Source organism: Idiomarina piscisalsi, from assembly GCF_002211765.1.
Taxonomy (GTDB): domain Bacteria; phylum Pseudomonadota; class Gammaproteobacteria; order Enterobacterales; family Alteromonadaceae; genus Idiomarina; species Idiomarina piscisalsi_A.
In genome coordinates this window covers 336,765-354,472 of record NZ_CP022133.1, presented here as the reverse complement: position 1 = coordinate 354,472, position 17,708 = coordinate 336,765, and the positions used below count along the sequence as shown (strand labels likewise).

Annotated in this window: 15 protein-coding genes; 12 read left to right on the top strand and 3 right to left on the bottom strand. The window is 47.1% G+C overall.

What is annotated here, in order from left to right; genetic code table 11:
* The first annotated feature begins 48 nt into the window (after window positions 1–48).
* The 6 genes from dusB (at window position 49) to CEW91_RS01640 (ending at window position 7,048) form a co-directional block, all read left to right on the top strand.
* A complete protein-coding gene (gene dusB, locus CEW91_RS01665) occupies window positions 49–1,020 on the top strand; it encodes a tRNA dihydrouridine synthase DusB (protein ID WP_088767394.1) in 972 nt (323 codons plus the stop codon).
* A gap of 7 nt (window positions 1,021–1,027) precedes the next feature.
* The gene (gene fis, locus CEW91_RS01660) at window positions 1,028–1,321 is read left to right on the top strand and encodes a DNA-binding transcriptional regulator Fis (protein ID WP_053954316.1); all 294 of its coding nucleotides are present in this window, start codon (window positions 1,028–1,030) and stop codon (window positions 1,319–1,321) included.
* A 73-nt stretch (window positions 1,322–1,394) separates the two neighbouring features.
* Window positions 1,395–2,951, top strand: a complete 1,557-nt coding sequence (gene purH, locus CEW91_RS01655) for a bifunctional phosphoribosylaminoimidazolecarboxamide formyltransferase/IMP cyclohydrolase (RefSeq protein WP_088769328.1) — start codon at window positions 1,395–1,397, stop codon at window positions 2,949–2,951.
* A gap of 86 nt (window positions 2,952–3,037) precedes the next feature.
* On the top strand, window positions 3,038–3,901 hold the full coding sequence (locus CEW91_RS01650; RefSeq protein WP_088767393.1) for a class I SAM-dependent methyltransferase: 864 nt from the start codon (window positions 3,038–3,040) through the stop codon (window positions 3,899–3,901).
* Between the two features lie 8 nt (window positions 3,902–3,909).
* Window positions 3,910–5,193, top strand: coding sequence for a phosphoribosylamine--glycine ligase (gene purD, locus CEW91_RS01645; RefSeq protein ID WP_088767392.1), 1,284 nt, complete (start codon window positions 3,910–3,912; stop codon window positions 5,191–5,193).
* 70 nt (window positions 5,194–5,263) lie between these two features.
* Complete coding sequence (locus tag CEW91_RS01640) at window positions 5,264–7,048, top strand: bifunctional diguanylate cyclase/phosphodiesterase (protein ID WP_088767391.1); 1,785 nt, start codon at window positions 5,264–5,266, stop codon at window positions 7,046–7,048.
* Here CEW91_RS01640 and maoP read toward each other — a convergent pair.
* Window positions 7,045–7,410, bottom strand: coding sequence for a DUF413 domain-containing protein (gene maoP / locus CEW91_RS01635; RefSeq protein ID WP_088767390.1), 366 nt, complete (start codon window positions 7,408–7,410; stop codon window positions 7,045–7,047). The two genes, CEW91_RS01640 and maoP, sit on opposite strands and share 4 nt — an antisense overlap.
* A gap of 172 nt (window positions 7,411–7,582) precedes the next feature.
* On the opposite strand from maoP, the gene CEW91_RS01630 reads away from it, so the two are divergent.
* Window positions 7,583–8,581 (top strand): DUF4382 domain-containing protein, encoded by a 999-nt coding sequence (locus CEW91_RS01630; protein WP_088767389.1) that lies wholly within the window; start codon window positions 7,583–7,585, stop codon window positions 8,579–8,581.
* Between the two features lie 55 nt (window positions 8,582–8,636).
* Here CEW91_RS01630 and CEW91_RS01625 read toward each other — a convergent pair whose 3' ends face one another.
* Both CEW91_RS01625 and CEW91_RS01620 read right to left on the bottom strand, forming a co-directional pair.
* Window positions 8,637–9,857, bottom strand: a complete 1,221-nt coding sequence (locus CEW91_RS01625; RefSeq protein ID WP_088767388.1) for an Nramp family divalent metal transporter — start codon at window positions 9,855–9,857, stop codon at window positions 8,637–8,639.
* Complete coding sequence (locus CEW91_RS01620) at window positions 9,854–11,953, bottom strand: tetratricopeptide repeat-containing diguanylate cyclase (protein ID WP_088767387.1); 2,100 nt, start codon at window positions 11,951–11,953, stop codon at window positions 9,854–9,856. The genes CEW91_RS01625 and CEW91_RS01620 overlap by 4 nt, the downstream gene beginning before the upstream one ends.
* Window positions 11,954–12,046: 93 nt before the next feature.
* On the opposite strand from CEW91_RS01620, the gene CEW91_RS01615 reads away from it, so the two are divergent.
* The 5 genes from CEW91_RS01615 (at window position 12,047) to CEW91_RS01595 (ending at window position 17,699) form a co-directional block, all read left to right on the top strand.
* Window positions 12,047–13,888, top strand: coding sequence for a bifunctional acetyl-CoA hydrolase/transferase family protein/GNAT family N-acetyltransferase (locus CEW91_RS01615; RefSeq protein ID WP_088767386.1), 1,842 nt, complete (start codon window positions 12,047–12,049; stop codon window positions 13,886–13,888).
* 3 nt (window positions 13,889–13,891) lie between these two features.
* The gene (locus CEW91_RS01610; protein WP_088767385.1) at window positions 13,892–14,809 is read left to right on the top strand and encodes a histone deacetylase family protein; all 918 of its coding nucleotides are present in this window, start codon (window positions 13,892–13,894) and stop codon (window positions 14,807–14,809) included.
* Between the two features lie 45 nt (window positions 14,810–14,854).
* Window positions 14,855–16,000 (top strand): dicarboxylate/amino acid:cation symporter, encoded by a 1,146-nt coding sequence (locus tag CEW91_RS01605; protein ID WP_088767384.1) that lies wholly within the window; start codon window positions 14,855–14,857, stop codon window positions 15,998–16,000.
* 131 nt (window positions 16,001–16,131) lie between these two features.
* A complete protein-coding gene (locus CEW91_RS01600) occupies window positions 16,132–16,389 on the top strand; it encodes a helix-turn-helix domain-containing protein (protein ID WP_088767383.1) in 258 nt (85 codons plus the stop codon).
* Window positions 16,389–17,699: a type II toxin-antitoxin system HipA family toxin gene (locus CEW91_RS01595; RefSeq protein WP_088767382.1), complete on the top strand. Its 1,311-nt coding sequence runs from the start codon at window positions 16,389–16,391 to the stop codon at window positions 17,697–17,699. The genes CEW91_RS01600 and CEW91_RS01595 overlap by 1 nt, the downstream gene beginning before the upstream one ends.
* Window positions 17,700–17,708 lie beyond the last annotated feature (9 nt).

Sequence of the window (17,708 nt, the reverse complement as noted above, 5' to 3'; positions counted from 1 at the left end):
GCAAATTCCATAAAATTCTCTCCCCTTTCGCTGAGTAGTTTTTAACCGATGCGGATTGGTCCATATCAACTCGACAATCAGGTCATTCTAGCTCCCATGGCCGGAGTTACTGATCAGCCCTTTCGTCAGCTGTGTTACAGCAAAGGGGCAGGTTTGACAGTGTCTGAAATGCTGTCCAGTAACCCGAAAGTGTGGAAAACCGGTAAGTCCAGGCAACGCATGGATCACTCTGGTGAGTTAGGTATTCGCGCCGTGCAGATTGCAGGCTCGGAGCCTTCGCTAATGGCAGAGGCGGCTAAGGTGAATGTCGATATGGGCGCTCAAATTATTGACATTAATATGGGTTGCCCGGCAAAGAAAGTGAATAAAAAAATGGCAGGCTCTGCGCTGATGCAATACCCAGAGCTTGTGGAAGAAATACTGACGGCTGTGGTTTCAGCGGTTGATGTTCCGGTCACGTTAAAAACCCGCACAGGTTGGGATCGCGAACATAAAAATGGAATTGAAATAGCAAGAATAGCTGAGCGCTGTGGTATCCAGTCACTTGCTCTGCATGGCCGGACTCGGGCATGTATGTATAAGGGCGAAGCGGAATACGACACCATACGGGCAGTGAAAAAAGCAATCTCAATTCCCGTTATTGCTAATGGCGATATTCGCACGCCACAGCAAGCGAAAGACGTTTTAGCTTATACCGGTGCTGACGCCATCATGATTGGCCGGGGCGCACAAGGAAACCCATGGTTATTCCGGGAAATAAGCCATTATCTGGAAACTGGTGAGGAATTAGCACCGCCGCCAATAGCAGAAGTTGCGGAAACAACAATTAACCACGTTGAACAGCTGCACAGCTTTTACGGCAGCTTTCAGGGTGTACGTATAGCCAGAAAGCATGTCGGCTGGTACTTGAAAGAGCAAGCCAGTAACGATGAGTTCCGGCAGGTATTTAACCGTCTGGAAGATGCCAGCGAGCAACTCCAGGCACTCGAAGATTATTTTGTCACTGTAGAGAAGAGATAAGCGTATTATGTTTGATCAAAACCCTAATCGTGAGAATGTATCTCCCCTGACCACTATCGGAAACAACGCTCAGCCTAAGCCACTGCGTGATTCCGTAAAGCAAGCACTGCACAGCTTCCTGCGCCAGCTTGACGGTCAGGATCCAGAAGAGCTGTACGAACTGGTGCTGTCAGAAGTAGAAGCACCGTTACTTGAAGAGGTCATGACTTACACCCGGGGTAATCAAACCCGCGCCGCAACCATGCTTGGCATTAATCGCGGCACCTTACGCAAAAAGCTGAAAAAATACGGCATGAACTAATACGATTTTTGGGCGCCTTTTGGCGCCTTTTTTTTATGGCTTAAAAAGTAACTTAGAACAGAAAGGCAAAACCATGGAAAACCGTCCTATTCAACGCGCGTTAATTAGTGTTTCAGATAAAACAGGCATTGTTGAGTTTGCCCAGGCATTAGCAGCAAAGAATATTGAAATACTCTCTACAGGCGGCACGGCCAAACTCTTACGCGACTCTGGCTTAACCGTAATTGATGTCTCTGAGCACACCGGACAAACGGAAATTATGGGCGGTCGTGTTAAGACACTGCATCCGAAAGTTCACGGTGGGATTCTGGGCCGTCGTGACATTGATCAGGCCGTTATGCAGGAACAAAATATCGCGCCGATCGACATGGTTGTTGTAAACCTCTACCCGTTTGCCGAAACCGTTGCTACAGAAGGCTGTACGTTAGAAGACGCGATTGAGAATATTGATATCGGTGGGCCAACTATGGTTCGAGCCGCAGCGAAAAACCATAGAGATGTCACTATTGTGGTTAATGCGTCTGACTATGACCGCGTTCTAAGTGAAATGAATAACAGTGGCACTGTCAGCTACGATACTCGCTTTGATTTAGCGGTTGCCGCGTTTGAGCATACTGCGCAATACGATGGCATGATAGCAAATTATCTGGGCAAACAGTTAAGCGACAATGACTTCGCCCGCACATTAAACCTGCAAGTATCGAAGAAACAAGACCTACGCTACGGAGAAAACTCGCATCAATCAGCAGCATTCTACACTGAGAGCAATGCGCCTGAAGGTAACGTGTCTACGGCTAAACAGCTGCAAGGCAAAGCACTGTCGTTCAATAACATTGCCGATACCGACGCCGCGTTAGAATGTGTGAAAAGCTTCGTTGAACCGGCTTGTGTTATCGTCAAGCACGCGAATCCATGCGGCGTTGCTATTGGTGAATCTATTTCCGACGCTTACGACCGGGCGTTCAAAACCGACCCAACCTCAGCGTTTGGTGGCATCATTGCATTTAATCGCGAGCTCGATGAAGCGACCGCAACTGCCATTGTTGAACGCCAGTTTGTTGAAGTGATTATCGCACCAAGCGTCAGCGATGCCGCAAAAGAAGCTGTCTCCGGTAAGAAAAATGTGCGTTTGCTCGAATGCGGCCAGTGGGCTGACTCTGGGACTCAACTCGACTATAAACGCGTCACCGGTGGCCTGTTAGTGCAAGATACCGATACCGAGGACTTTAATGCAGACGAGTTGAGCATCGTTAGCAAGGTTCAACCAACCCAAGAACAAATGACTGACCTGATGTTCTGCTGGAAGGTCGCTAAGTTTGTTAAGTCAAATGCCATTGTCTATGCCAAAGACGGTATGACCATTGGTGTTGGCGCTGGACAAATGAGTCGGGTTTACAGCGCAAAAATTGCTGGCATTAAAGCAGCTGATGAAGGTCTTCAAGTCGAAGGTTCAGTCATGGCATCTGACGCATTCTTCCCATTCAGGGACGGTATCGATGCTGCCGCTGAAGCTGGCATTAAAGCGATTATTCAACCCGGTGGGTCTATTCGCGACGACGAAATTATAGCGGCCGCAGACGAGCACGGTATTGCCATGGTCTTTACCGGAATGCGCCATTTCCGCCATTAATGCGTAGTGATAAGTGATGTTATTTGCTGCCCCGACGATTCGGGGCTAATCTTTACAAACACTTATAAAAACGAAGAGGCAGGTTTATGAAATATTCTGCAATCGCATTATCTATGGTATCGCTGTTAGCTCTGTCGGCTTGTGATAGCGGCCCTAAGTCATCCGCACCAGCGAGCACCGAGCAGGGAGCTTCAATAACGTTGGAACAAGCGGTCAATCATGATGATCGTACGCCCGCGTATGTTGAGCGAGATCAGTTCCGTCACCCAAAAGAAACACTAGCGTTTTTCGAACTTGAGCCATCCATGACGGTTGTGGAAATATGGCCGGGCGGAGGTTATTACAGCGAAATTCTGGCGCCATATCTTGCCGAAGAAGGGACATTTTACGCAGCTCACTTCCCCGAAGACACACAAAGCGACTACTACCAACGTTCGCTCAATAAATTTAAAGAGCGCCTGACCAGCGAAGCGGTATTTGGCAATGTAGAGCTGACTCAGTTTGCACCATTAACGCCATTGGAAACAGACATTGCGCCGCCAAACAGCGCTGACCGCATACTGACCTTCCGTAACTTACACAATTGGTATATGAGTGGCGGCGAAGAAGCGGTGCTGGATGCTTTCCGTCAATTCCATCAAGCGCTAATTCCGGATGGTATTTTGGGTGTGGTTGATCACCGTTTACCGGAAAGTGCCGATGACGGCGCTATGGAAAACAGTGGTTACATTAAAGAAAGCTGGGTCATTGACCTTGCAAAGAAGGCAGGCTTTGAGCTGGTCGAAAGCAGTGACATTAATGCAAACCCGAAAGATACAGCGGACCATCCCAACGGTGTTTGGAACTTACCACCAACACTGAATGTAGAAGATGGTGACGACGCGGAAGTTTATAAAGCTATCGGTGAGAGCGACCGATTCACACTGAAATTTAGAAAACCCGTAGAATAAGGATACTCATGAAAGTTTTGGTTGTTGGCGGCGGAGGCCGTGAACACGCACTGGCGTGGAAAGCAGCGCAGTCTTCACAAGTAGACTGTGTCTTTGTAGCTCCTGGCAATGCAGGTACCGAGCGTGAGCCACACCTCACAAATGTTGATATTGCAGCCGAAGACATTGATGGTCTGCTTAACTTTGCCAAGCAAGAAGACATCGGTCTCACCATTGTTGGGCCTGAAGCTCCTTTGGTTGCTGGCATTGTCGACAAGTTCAGTGAAGCCGGACTAGCCGCTTTTGGCCCGACAGCCAAAGCGGCTCAACTGGAGGGCTCTAAAGCGTTCAGCAAAGACTTCCTGCAGCGCCACAATATTCCAACCGCTGACTACCAAAACTTCACTGAAGTAGAGCCTGCAAAAGCCTATGTTGCGGAAAAAGGTGTGCCTATTGTCATTAAGGCGGACGGCTTAGCGGCTGGTAAAGGCGTTATTATCGCTGAAACCCTAGAGCAAGCGAACGCAGCAATTGATGACATGTTGGCCGGCAACCGCTTTGGTGACGCTGGTCACCGCGTGGTTATTGAAGAATTCTTAACTGGTGAAGAAGCCTCTTTCATTGTTATGGTTGACGGTGAACGCGCAATACCGTTTGCCTCTAGCCAGGATCATAAGGCTCGTGACAATGGCGATACTGGCCCGAACACCGGTGGCATGGGAGCCTACTCTCCCGCGCCCGTCGTGTCTCCAGCTATCCATGATTGGGTAATGCGCCATGTTATTAAACCGACTGTTGACGGAATGGCTGCTGAAGGAGCTCCTTACAAAGGTTTCCTATACGCTGGCTTAATGATTGCTAACGACGGTACTGCCAAAGTACTCGAATATAACTGCCGTTTTGGAGATCCGGAAACACAACCTATTATGATGCGTTTGAAATCAGACTTGGTGGAGCTATGCTTGCAAGCCGTTGACGGTAAACTAAACCAAGCCCCTATCGAGTTTGACGAGCGCGCAGCGGTAGGCGTTGTTATGGCTGCTGGCGGCTACCCAGACAGTTATAAGAAAGACGACGTTATTCAAGGCTTACCAAATACTGAGTCTGAGAATCAAAAGGTCTTTCACGCCGGTACTAAAATGGAAAATGGACACGTTGTTACCAGCGGTGGGCGTGTGCTCTGCTGCACTGCACTGGGTAACACAGTCACTGAAGCTCAGAAGCAAGCTTATGACCTAGTCAACGGTATTAACTGGGACAATGTTTATTTCCGTACGGATATCGCTCACAGAGCCATTAAACGCGAAAGCTAAAGCTCACCTCCTGTCATAACATCGTCATAAAACGGATTTATCATCCGTGATGTTTATGACAGGAGGCTTTATGTCGACGTGTGATAGCCGCCAGGCGCTCATTTCACTGATTGAAAATCAACAACTGTTTCCCTTATTTCAACCTGTTGTTGATACTGCCCGCGGTTGTGTCATTGGCCATGAGTCGCTCATTCGAGGACCCAGAAGTCACGCTCTGGAGTTTCCCGATAAGCTCTTCTCTGTTGCCAATGAGTGCGATTTACTATCTGAGCTGGAGCTTGCCTGCCGTTATGCCGCACTAAAAGAGTTTCAGCGTCAGGGCATGACCGGCAAACTGTTTTTAAACGTAAACCCCAACGTATTAAAAGATGATTCTCACCCCCATGGTTCGACTTTACGGCTATCACAACAGCTTGGCCTCGACCCAAACCAAATAGTGATCGAAATTTCCGAGCGTTATCCGATAGAAGACACTGAAAACCTAAAGGAAGCCATTATTCACTACCGACAATTAGGCTTTATGATAGCCATAGACGACTTAGGCGCTGGTTACTCCGGTTTAAAGCTTTGGTCTGAGCTACACCCCGATTACGTTAAAGTTGACCGCTATTTCGTTCAGGATATTCATGAATCATCGGTGAAAAGAGAATTTGTGCAAAGCATTCTATCGTTGGCAAAAAACATACAAACAAAGGTGATTGCCGAGGGGATTGAAACCAAAGAGGAACTTGAACAACTTCACGCGTTAGGCATTAAACACTGTCAGGGGTATCTGTTTGGTAAGCCTGATAAATTACCGGTGCATAATGTTCAACCATCACTTTTAAACACCTATAAGCCAGTAAAAGGCGGTTATAATGAAACGATTGCCAGCGTTGTTAATTCGCTGGAAATTATTGCTGATGATGAACCGGCTTTAGAAGCACTGAACCGCTTTACCAAAAATGCGGCATTGTCATTACTTCCTGTCACTCGCCACGAAAAAGTGGTCGGCGTCATCAGCCGGGAAAAGTTATTAGAGCGGTTTTCTGGATCGTATGGACATGCACTGAATGCCAATAAACTTGTTGCTCACATAATGGAAAAAGAGCCTATTGCTGTCGACTGGCAAGCGTCGCTGGAAGACGTCAGTCAGTTAATTACTGAGCATGACGAAACCGATGTCTACCAACATATTATTGTTACTCGCAACAACGGCTATTACGGCGTGGCCTCGATAAAAAGCTTGCTACGCAAAATAACCGAACTGAAAATTAACGATGCTCGACATGCGAATCCGTTGACTCAATTGCCCGGCAACGTCGCAATCAATCGTGTTATCAACGAAAAACTGAGAGAACAACGTCAATTTAGCGTTGCCTACTTCGATTTAAACCACTTTAAACCCTACAACGATATTTACGGCTATGAGCAAGGTGATCAAGTGATAAAATGGGTCGCTCAGTTACTGCAAAAAACGCTGACAGGGTGCAGTAACTTCGTCGGCCATATTGGCGGTGATGACTTTGTCGTGATATTTGATCATGCCGCTGTCACTGCCGACAGAATTGAAAACAGCTGCCAGAAAGTCATTGAACGGTTTGATGAGGACATTGTTCAGTTTTACCAAGAAGAACATATAAAACTTGGCGGTATTAAGGCGGTGAACCGCGAGGGTCACCCAACATTCTTCTCTTTATTGAGCATTGCGGTTGGCGTTGTCAGCCCTGATGCTAAGCTTTGTGAGTCGCACCACGACGTTGCGTTACTTGCAACCGAAGCCAAGAAGGAAGCAAAACGTTTTGGCGGCAGCTATTGTTACCATTGCCACCGCCAGGCTCCCAGACGCTTAAAGCTTGTTAGTTCGCACTCTTAATCTTCGACTATCAGATCATCTTCTGTGTCCGAAGATGAGCCTAAAGAATCGTCAGCAAACTTACCTTTACCATACATACTCGCCACTTTAGGACGATGAATACGCGCCTGATATTTCGCCCATGTCTTTTCAACCGGGGTAGCAGGCGCTTGCTCGCCTTTTGCAGCAGCCAGTAAATCGATGTCTTCCTGCAACGTCGGTTTAAACTCGCCATTGAGCATGGCGGTAATCAAACAACCATAGTGTGTCAATGCATCGCTTTCCCTGATAGAAAAGTCGCCAGAACGCGCGAAGCCATAAGGATAGTTTCTGAAATCGTTAAACGGTTTCTTCAATAATAACTCTCGGGTAATAGTGGTCATGATAAGCCCTTCCTACAGACTAAAACCGAACAAAAAGCCTGTCGTTATTTACGACAAAAACGATATAGAGCTATACCACAACTTTGTCAATGAAAATGTTTGTAAAACGCGTTTAAATTTTGTTGGCTCAAGTCTATAACTAACGGGAAATAACTCACAAGGAGGAATACCCATGCGTTTATTCGCATACACAACGTTAGCTTTAGCGACGGTAACGCTAGCCGCTTGTGGCGGTTCTGATGATGACCCGACCACACCGGATACTGCTCAGTTCACTTTGGGAGTGAGTGACGCGCCTGTCGATAACGCCGAGGCTGTTGTTGCTTGCTTTAATGCCGTTGAACTCACGGGGAATGGTGACGGGGCACAAACATTTACCGTCGGAGACGATTTAGAAGCACCGGAAGAAAATGACCTTTGTTTAGACTCTGAAGGCAACCCGATCCCTAATACGATCGGTATCGATTTACTTGAATTTACCGGAAACGAGTCGATGGTGTTTCTCGAAAATGCTGAAATTGATGCCGGCCAATATGGGCAGCTAAGACTGGTGATGGCCGATGGCTCGTACGTAATGACCGATACGAATGGCGATGGAGATGCTGAGCAAGTGCCTGTCCAAGTGCCTTCAAATGAGCTAAAGCTTGATGGGTTCATCGCCGATGCAGGCGGTAACCTTAACTTCACCGTTGAGTTTGATCTTCGCCATGCAATGACCAACCCGGTCGGTCAAGAACACTATATTCTTAAGCCGCGCGGCGTTCGCCTGGTTGATAATTCTGCGGTTGGTCACTTGAAAGGCACGGTAGCGGAAGGTGCTCTGCTGTTTAATGAAGCCTGCACTGTCGCACCTGAAGATGCATCGCTACCGGTTGCTTACGTTTACCTTTATGAAGGCAGTGGCCTAGAAACTTCAGCGTTAGCCGACAACGGCGGTAGCGAAGAAAATGAGCCGTACGCAAGCACAGCGGTTTATTTTGACGGAGTTGACACCTATGACTTCGCTATGGGCTTCATTGCGACTGGCGATTACACCGCGGCATTAACGTGTAACGATGCGGACGACCCAGAAGCCGATGACGACATAGAGTTTTTCTTAACGGAAAATGTCACCATTGAAACATCAAGCGAGCCGGTAGAACTCGAGTTCGTTGGTGCTGCAAGCGAGTAACTCGTTTCGTGAGTTTTAGGCAGCAGGGACGCTGCCTTTTTCCTATTTTAGAGATTTAAAAAGCGCCAAACGCTGAGCCTAAACTTCTGATACTCAGTACAATTGAAATAATGAACACCAGCGCAGCTAACAGGTTTTGCCACCAGGAATTGCGATTCTTGCCCAGTAAGCTTCCCCAGCTTAGCCACCACAAAAAGCCTACAATAACGGGAAGCAAAATGCCGTTCGCCACCTGAGCAAACCAAATAACAGTGACCGGTTCGATGCCGAGACTGGAAATAGCAACGCCCAACAACAAAATGGTCAACCAAACCGCTCTAAAGGCGCGGCTCTTCAAACTCACTGACCACCCCATTATACCGTTGAGAGCATAGGCGCTGGCTAGAGGAGCCGTAGTCGCCGACGATATACCGGCAGCAAACAGACCCATTGCCATTAAGTACGTTGCCGCGTTGCCAAACAATGGCTCTAAAGATATAGCTAAATCGGCAGCGCTGGAGATTGTAATCTGGTGACCAAAAAATGCGGATGCAGCGGTCGCTACAATTGCCATTGATATTAAGCCGCCTAATGGAATGGAAACAAATAAGTCGCGGCGAACGGCTGGCAAGTCAGTTGTTGATTGCCACTTTTTGGAAATGCTGGAGGCATGAAGAAAGATGTTATAGGGCACCACTGTCGTGCCAATGAGCGCCACCACGGTCAATGTGGCTCCCGAAGGCATGCTGAGTGAGAAAATACCGTTAAGTACACCAGCCCAGTCAGGGTCGGTCAAAAAGAACGTACCTAGAAATGCGATGCTCATAAGGAGCACCATAGCAATAAGTGACTTTTCAATAATTCGCGCATTACCCGACCAAAGCACCAGGAATGCCACAAAACCGATAACAACCGCCCAGGCATTACTTAGCCAATGATCCAGCACAGGAACAGGTCCGAGCAATTCAAAAGCCCCCAAGCTTGCACCGGATAAATTACCGCCCTGATAAACGCTGTTGCCAATAGCTATCGCACTAAAAATAAGCAGTAATGCCAACCAACGCAGCCAGCCAGACGTGAGATTGCTCCGGATATTCTCGCCCAGCCCGGCTTGAGTCACAAGACCAATACGAGCTGACATTTCTTGCAAAATGAGACAAGCGAAAACAGAGAAAGCTAATGCCCATAATAGGGCGTAACCATAGTTAGCCCCGGCAAGCGATGCAGTAACAACAGTTCCAGGACCGATAAAAGCGGCTGCCACCAGTGCGCCGGGCCCAAACTGAGAAAGCTTCATGACTGATCTTTATTCGGCATCTTCGGACCTTCTATGGTTTCCATCGATATCCATTTGTTGCTAAGAGCCTCAGATAAGTCCTTTTCCAATACTGCCCGAGCATCTTCGTAAGAGACATGCAGCTCAGTGACTCCACAGGCCCGATTGCGGCCATGCGCCTTACCCATGTACAAGGCCATATCAGCAACCTGCAGTACTTTTTCCCAGTCCATTTGGTTTTCGGATACACCCGAGAAAGGCAAGCGAATAAAACCGATAGTGGTTGTTACTGATATTTCATGACCTTCGAACCTGATCGGCTTTTTCGCCAACTCGTTCAGTATTCGTTCACTCATTTCTTTTAGGTTCTCGTCATCGATGTTGCGAACCAGAAATAAAAACTCCTCGCCGCCCCAACGAATGAGCTTATCACTGTCTCGACAAACCATTTGCAAGCGGCGACTCACCTCGGCCAAAACAGCATCGCCCGCTGCGTGACCATACTTGTCATTGATGCGTTTGAAAAAGTCGAGGTCAAGGAGAATTAAACCGTCTGATTGTATAGCTGCATCCCGACGCTCTCCGTGCTTTTTGCGCTCGTCCATCTCCTTTTGCAATGCTCGACGATTCCATAAGCCGGTTAAAGGATCTTTTAAGGACTGATCTGCCAGCATAGTGTTCGCGGCTTTCAGGCGTAAATTCGCCTTCCGGGCTTTGCGGTACATAATAAAGACGAAAACCGCAGCAAATACCGCCACGATTCCAAGTAACAACCAAATCATGTTGCGCTGTTGATTTATTTCCAACAACTGCTCTTTAAGTTCATTTTGACGCTCTAATAACTCAATTTGCTGCTCTTTGTCTTTGCTTTCATACAGTTGTTGCAAATTCGCCAGGTTTTTCTGTTGATCATTTTGATAAAGTTCTTTAGACAATGTCATTTGTTGTTTCAGCGCTTCCGCTTGATTTTGATATTGACCAGCGAACTCATACGCTTCCGCCAATTCACCCAACATAGCCTCGACTTCCGTCTTTATTTCTTCATCTCGGTAAAACTGAACCGCCTCTCTCATCTCTTGAAGACCGGTTTCTGTATTCCCTTGATGTACATCAACAAACCCTAGATTAAAATGTATGGTCTGAGCCAACCTCACGTCTTCAACTTCTTCAGCAAGCTCCAGCGCCTCTAGTAAATGACTTCGGGCTTTCTCCCATTCCTTTTCATACATGTAATGATCGCCGAAGTTATTCAAAATTGTCGGCAACAAATAGATACGCTCATCTTTCTTAGCAACATCATAAGCCTTTCGCAAAGACTCCAGCGAAGCATCCCGATCGCCCATGCCTGCTTCAACATAGGACTTATGTAAAAAGAAGTCAGGCAAGTCATATTCCAGACCGTTTTCTTTTGCGCTTTCTATTGCCTTGTTGATGGTCTTTAACGAGCCCTTCCAGTTTTTGAGCTCCGTCTGAATAATCGCAATGGAGTAATCGAGGAATTGCTGACGAATAGGCGTTCGTTCGTTATTCGTTTCATTTACCGCTTCTTGAGCCGACAACAAATGCCTGAGTGCATCGTCGTAACGATTCCAATCTGCATAAACACGGGAAATAAGATTGTGTGCGTAATATCGAACCCTTGGGATACGGGCCCGGGAAAGATGAATTTCAATATCACTGAGCAGCAGAAAAGCCTCGCCGTACTTCCCTTCAAACTGCAGCAGCTCGACCTGAGTTGCTAACGCTTCTGCTTTTACATCCGCTAACTCTGTATTTTCGGCAAGAGCTAAAAGTTCATCCAGCTTATCAAAAGCCAGTTCCTTTTCTTTTTCATAATAATACCAAAAAGTCTCATAACTCAACGCTCGAGCTCTTGTCGCAACAGGAGTGTCCTTTGATATTGCTTCAATCATACCAAAGAGCACAGCTTTTGAATCAACGCCTTCATCGCCAACGGTCGTTAAATATTCATCAAGCCTATTTTCCATCGCTATATCAACAGGAACACCATTGATATTTTCTATGGGAGTCTGGTTTGCCTTTACCGCAAAACTAAGTAGCAGCAACAATGACAAAGTAGCCCCAAATTGAGCCCATTTATTGTTATTTTCATACATGGGAGCGATGTCTTTTTGGTTATTAATTAATCGTCGAGTTTACCTTAATTTTAGTGATTGCACAAAATATACATCTGCGATAAAACGGATGTTATGACAACATTAAAAATAAATTGGTCAAACGTTCTAAAATCGGGTCAGCGCATTTTTATCGGCTCTCATGCGGCCGTACCAACGGCGTTAATTGACGACCTGATAGAGAACTCAAAAGACCTGCACGATATTGAAATTGTGCAGCTTATGACGCTGTCCAACAACAAATGGGCAGAGCCGCAGTATCAGCAACTGTTTAAGGTGAATACGTTTTTTATTGGTGGTGGCACAATTCGCAAAGCTGTTAATGAAGGTCGTGCTGATTACACGCCAAGCTTTATTTCCGACATCCCTAACCTGTTCAATAACGGTATTTTGCCATTAGATGCGGCATTGATCATGGTCGCTCCCGGTGACAAATACGGTTACCACTCGATGGGCGTATCCGTCGATGTGGTGGCGGCTGCTGCTAAGTCAGCGAAAACAGTCATTGCTCAGGTTAACCCGCACATGCCGGTCACTTACGGACAGTCGTTTTTACACGAAAATCAAATTGATTACTTCTGGGAACATTCGTCGCCACTGCCGGAGTTAGCACCGCCAGAGCATGACAACAGTAAAATTATTGAGCGTATTGGTCAGTATATTTCCCTGTTAGTCGAAGACGGTGCTACTTTGCAGGTCGGTATTGGCAATATTTGTGCAGCCGCTTTGAGATACCTCAGTAATCATAAAGATTTAGGCATTCACAGCGAACTGATTACCGACGATGTCATGCACTTAATGTTGAAAGGTGTCATTAATAACCGTAAGAAGACCTTTCACCCGAATAAAATTGTGACCAGTTTCTGCATGGGCTCAAAAGCCCTATACGACTTTGTTGATCATAACCCTCATGTCGGCTTCTACCCGAGTGAGTACGTCAACTCACCCGCTAACGTCGCACGTAACGATAAGTTAGTGGCCATCAACAGCGCTATTGAAGTCGATTTAACCGGACAAATTGTGTCGGACTCTATTGGTCACCAATTTTACAGCGGCATTGGCGGACAAGTCGACTTCAGTCGAGGGGCTTCTTTAAGTAAAGGCGGGAAACCAGTTATTGCTCTCCCCTCTACCACAAACGACGGGAAAGTCTCTCGCATCGTCCCATTTATACGGGAAGGGGCCGGCGTCGTTACAACTCGTGGACACGTACATTACGTTGTCACAGAATTTGGAGTTGCTTCATTGCGCGGTAAAAGCATCCGCGAGCGGGCACTTGAACTTATTCGCGTAGCGCACCCGAAATTTCGTAATCACCTGCTTCAAGAAGTCCGCAAGCATTACTGGGTACCGCATTATCAACAGCAAAGCCCGGTCGATGTGCCAGAGCTTGGCGACATTGGCTTCAAAAAACTACAAATCAATGGCGAGAGTTTTGACTTACGTCCGTTATACCCGTCGGATGAACGTCGTCTGCAGGAGTTTTTCTACTCGCACACCAAAGAAACGCTGCAATTGCGATACAACGCCGTGCCCACCAGCATGAGTCGTGAAAAGTCCTGTAACTTAGTCAGCGTCGATCAGTCCAAAGACTTAGCACTTTGTATCGTTCACCAGAAAGGCTCTGCGGTGCAAATTCAGGCGGTTGGGCGTTACTACTATATCGAGTCGCAAAATAGCTGTGAGGTCGCTTTTGTCACTCGCGAGAAATACCAGGGCCGCGGCATGGCGGGCAAGCTCTTAGATGAAATGATCCGCATAGCACGGGAACGTGGCCTGGACAGTATGCAAGCCTACGTATTAGCTGCCAATAAACCAATGCTGAGTGTGTTTGAACGGGGCGGCTTTAAGCGCCTCCCCAGTGAAGAGCCCGGTGACGTTTTGCTAAAACTCGACCTTAAAGAGGGCAGTGAATAAATTATGTCGATAGTCGTATTCAGTCACGATGACTGCCTTAAACACATCCCCAACGAGCAGCACCCCGAATGCCCTGCACGTATTGAAGCCATTAATGACCAACTCATTCGCTCCGGGCTCGACTTCGTGCTTATACGCAAAGAGGCTACCGCGGCCCCTTGGGAGGCGATTCAAGCGGCGCATTCGAAAGCACATATCGACTTTATTCGTGCGGAAATTCCCGAGTACGATCATGAATGGATAGACCCGGATACTTTAGTCACACCCGGCAGTTTACTCGCCGCGTTGAAAGCCGCTGGGGCTGCTGTAAACGCCGTAGACGACGTTATGACAACGCTCAACAAACAGGCGTTTTGTGCCGTTCGACCGCCGGGACATCATGCGACGCGAACAAAAGCCATGGGCTTTTGCTTATTCAACAACATTGCCATTGCGGCCTATCACGCCATTGAAAAACATGGGCTTGAGCGAGTTGCCATTGTCGACTTTGACGTACACCACGGCAACGGCACCGAAGACATTGTTCAGGGTGATGACCGTATCCTGTTTTGCTCGTCATTCCAGCAGGCGTTCTACCCATTTACCGGGGAAGGCACTAGCGCCGGCAATGTGCATAACGTACCGCTGCCAGCTGGTTGCAAAGGCGAACAATGGCAACAGGCCGTTTCAGAAAAATGGTTCCATGCACTCGACGAATTTCAACCTCAATTGGTGCTCATTTCGGCAGGCTTTGATGGTCACGCAGAAGACGACATGTCACAGTTTCTACTGAAAGAAGAAGACTACCACTGGATGAGCGTTAAGCTGAAAGAAATTGCCGACAAACACTGTGACGGTCGTATCGTATCGACGCTCGAAGGCGGGTATAATCTCAGCGCGCTAGGCCGCAGTGTGGTTGCGCACTTAAAAGGTCTACTCTAAGCGCACCTCTATTCTTAAAACATTCATAAAAAAGAGTCGAATATTATGGGATTAGTTCTTAAGCTTGTGGCGGGTATTGTCGCCGGTATTCTTATTGGGTTATACATGCCAGAATGGGTCAGCCAAACCCTGCTGACCTTCAAGACACTGTTCGGTCAGCTGCTGTTCTTCACTATCCCATTACTTATTTTGTTCTTTATTACCAGCGGTATTGCGAGCTTACCGAGTAACTCCGGAAAAATGCTGGGTAAAACCTTAGGCATTGCTTATGCCTCTACGGTTACTGCGGGTATTGTTGCGTTTTTCGCTGCCAGCATTGTCGTTCCTTGGCTGACAACCGACGCTCAGAGTGTTTCTACAGAAGCCAAAGCCACTATCGAACCCTTTATTGAGCTGTCGGTTCCGCCGTTAATGGAAGTGATGTCCGCATTAGTTCTGGCCTTTATCTTTGGTTTAGGCATAACCAGTTCCAAAGCGGAGAATTTGAAAAAGCTCTCTGATCAAGGCCGTGACATTATCGAGTTACTGCTGGTTAAAGTGATTATTCCCTTGCTGCCCTTTTATATTGCCGGCATTTTTGCGGAAATGGCTGTTGCCGGTACCGTCTTTAACACGCTCAAAACCTTTGGTGTTATTCTGATACTCGCCGTTGCCCTGCACTGGGTTTACATTACCTCTATGTACATTATGGCGGGTATCAAAACCGGTCGTTCGCCGCTGTTTTTGATCAAAAACATGCTGCCTGCGTATTTTACGGCACTAGGCACTATGTCCAGCGCCGCCACTATTCCGGTCACCCTACAAAGCGTACGCAAGAACAAAGTCGATAACGACGTTGCCAACTTTACGGTTCCGTTGTGCGCGACGGTTCATTTGGCTGGCTCTACCATTACCATTGTCAGCTGCGCGGTTGCGGTTATGGTTTTGCACAACTCGCTAGCTATTCCCGGCTTCTTTACCATGCTGCCGTTTATTTTAATGCTGGGTATTGTCATGTTAGCTGCACCGGGTGTTCCAGGCGGTGCGGTTATGTCGGCAGTTGGTTTGCTCGGTTCCATGCTGGGCTTTGGTGAAACCGCAGTTGCCTTAATGATAGCTCTGTACATGGCACAGGACAGCTTCGGTACCGCCTGTAACATTACCGGTGACGGTGCTATTGCGATGTTTGTGGATAGTTCGAAAAAGAGTTAGTGAGAACCTTCAAACTCGGTTAGTCGCTAGTGCGTTTAGAAATTTATATATACGCACTAGCGATTAAAGTTTGATTTATACGCAGCTGCGTATAATACTATTCTTAAACGGACTCACGTTTAGGAATAGGTATGAAAATTACAAGCCCCCACGCGTTAGCGGTTCATTTAAAAGATGAAAGAAAACAACAAAGATTAAGTCAGGCAAACGTTGCTGAATCCGTTGGTTTAAGACAGGGCACTGTCTCAAGCTTTGAGCTTTCTCCAGAGAAAAGCCAAATAGATACGTTATTTCGGCTTCTATCAGCGCTTGGGCTAGAGTTAAGTATTAAGAGCAAGGAAGACGCTCAGGAAAACAACACTGAACACTCATGGAATGAGGAATGGTAATGGATAAACTCGATATTTATATGAACGGGCTACTGGTCGGTGAGCTGCACCGTAGGCACTCTGGCGCCCACCGTTTTAACTACAGTATCAACTGGCTCGATACACCGGGCGCTCGCCCAATTTCGTTATCGATGCCTCTAACAAGAAACGCCTACGAAGGTGCTGAAGTCATCAACTTTTTTGATAACCTCCTGCCCGATAGTCAGGAAGTTCGAGACAGGATTGTTGCGCGCTACCGAGCCGACTCGAAACAACCTTTCGATCTTCTAAAAGCAGTAGGCCGAGATACAGTAGGCGCTTTACAGTTTTACCCTCAAGGGGAACAACCTGGCAATATAAGGACAATAAACTACCAGCCTCTGAATGATAGCGAGCTAGAAAAGGTTCTTCTAGGCTATCAGTCTAAGGCACCGCTTGGCATGGTGAATGAGCTCAATGACTTTCGTATATCGATAGCTGGAGCACAAGAGAAAACAGCGTTACTTAAAATAGAAGATAAATGGTGTATTCCCGAAGGAACTACACCGACAAGCCACATCATCAAACTACCTATCGGAAAGATCCAAGGAGCAGACCATACTATCGACTTATCCGACAGCGTTGAAAATGAGCTGCTGTGTCTGGAAATCGCCAGAGAATTCGGTTTCGACGTGCCCGCTTGTGAGATTGTTAACACAGGTAAGGTAAAAGCTCTGGCCGTAGAGCGCTTCGATCGCAAATATTCCAGTGATAAATCCTGGCTCATGCGCCTGCCGCAAGAGGATTACTGTCAGGTACTTAGCTGTCCTTCTGCTCGAAAGTACGAGTCTGACGGCGGTCCGTCCATAGCGCAAATTATGAAGCACTTACAAAGCTCTTCTAACTCTCACAAAGACAGAAGAACTTTTATGGCAGCACAGGTGCTATTTTTTCTGTTAGGAGCAACCGACGGGCACGCTAAAAACTTTTCTGTGTTTATAGAGCCAGAAGGTGGTTTCAAATTAACTCCGCTTTACGACATTCTTTCGGCGTACCCAGCAGTCGGAGGTCAAGGGCTTCATTTAAGAGACTTAAAACTGGCGATGACACTTAAAGGCTCAAAAGGTCGAAAGTCAAAGCTTTTCCAGATTTACGGGCGTCATTTCATCAGTTCGGCAAAGGAAGCGCAGTACAGCCTAAAAGAGATGCAGGACATTCTTAAGCTAATGCATGCAAGCACAGATAACGTTATTGAAAGGGTGAGTAAGCGCTTACCCAAAGACTTTCCGATGAAAGTTTCAGAGCCTATTTTTGAAGGTCTTAGTCGTCGAAAAGAGAGGCTTATTAGCTGACTTTGAAAT

Excerpts from the sequence above, each read along its gene's own strand:
- dusB (WP_088767394.1), top strand. The coding sequence starts at position 49 with ATGCGGATTGGTCCATATCAACTCGACAATCAGGTCATTCTAGCTCCC.
- fis (WP_053954316.1), top strand. The coding sequence starts at position 1,028 with ATGTTTGATCAAAACCCTAATCGTGAGAATGTATCTCCCCTGACCACT.
- purH (WP_088769328.1), top strand. The coding sequence starts at position 1,395 with ATGGAAAACCGTCCTATTCAACGCGCGTTAATTAGTGTTTCAGATAAA.
- CEW91_RS01650 (WP_088767393.1), top strand. The coding sequence starts at position 3,038 with ATGAAATATTCTGCAATCGCATTATCTATGGTATCGCTGTTAGCTCTG.
- purD (WP_088767392.1), top strand. The coding sequence starts at position 3,910 with ATGAAAGTTTTGGTTGTTGGCGGCGGAGGCCGTGAACACGCACTGGCG.
- CEW91_RS01640 (WP_088767391.1), top strand. The coding sequence starts at position 5,264 with ATGTCGACGTGTGATAGCCGCCAGGCGCTCATTTCACTGATTGAAAAT.
- maoP (WP_088767390.1), bottom strand. The coding sequence starts at position 7,410 with ATGACCACTATTACCCGAGAGTTATTATTGAAGAAACCGTTTAACGAT.
- CEW91_RS01630 (WP_088767389.1), top strand. The coding sequence starts at position 7,583 with ATGCGTTTATTCGCATACACAACGTTAGCTTTAGCGACGGTAACGCTA.
- CEW91_RS01625 (WP_088767388.1), bottom strand. The coding sequence starts at position 9,857 with ATGAAGCTTTCTCAGTTTGGGCCCGGCGCACTGGTGGCAGCCGCTTTT.
- CEW91_RS01620 (WP_088767387.1), bottom strand. The coding sequence starts at position 11,953 with ATGTATGAAAATAACAATAAATGGGCTCAATTTGGGGCTACTTTGTCA.
- CEW91_RS01615 (WP_088767386.1), top strand. The coding sequence starts at position 12,047 with ATGACAACATTAAAAATAAATTGGTCAAACGTTCTAAAATCGGGTCAG.
- CEW91_RS01610 (WP_088767385.1), top strand. The coding sequence starts at position 13,892 with ATGTCGATAGTCGTATTCAGTCACGATGACTGCCTTAAACACATCCCC.
- CEW91_RS01605 (WP_088767384.1), top strand. The coding sequence starts at position 14,855 with ATGGGATTAGTTCTTAAGCTTGTGGCGGGTATTGTCGCCGGTATTCTT.
- CEW91_RS01600 (WP_088767383.1), top strand. The coding sequence starts at position 16,132 with ATGAAAATTACAAGCCCCCACGCGTTAGCGGTTCATTTAAAAGATGAA.
- CEW91_RS01595 (WP_088767382.1), top strand. The coding sequence starts at position 16,389 with ATGGATAAACTCGATATTTATATGAACGGGCTACTGGTCGGTGAGCTG.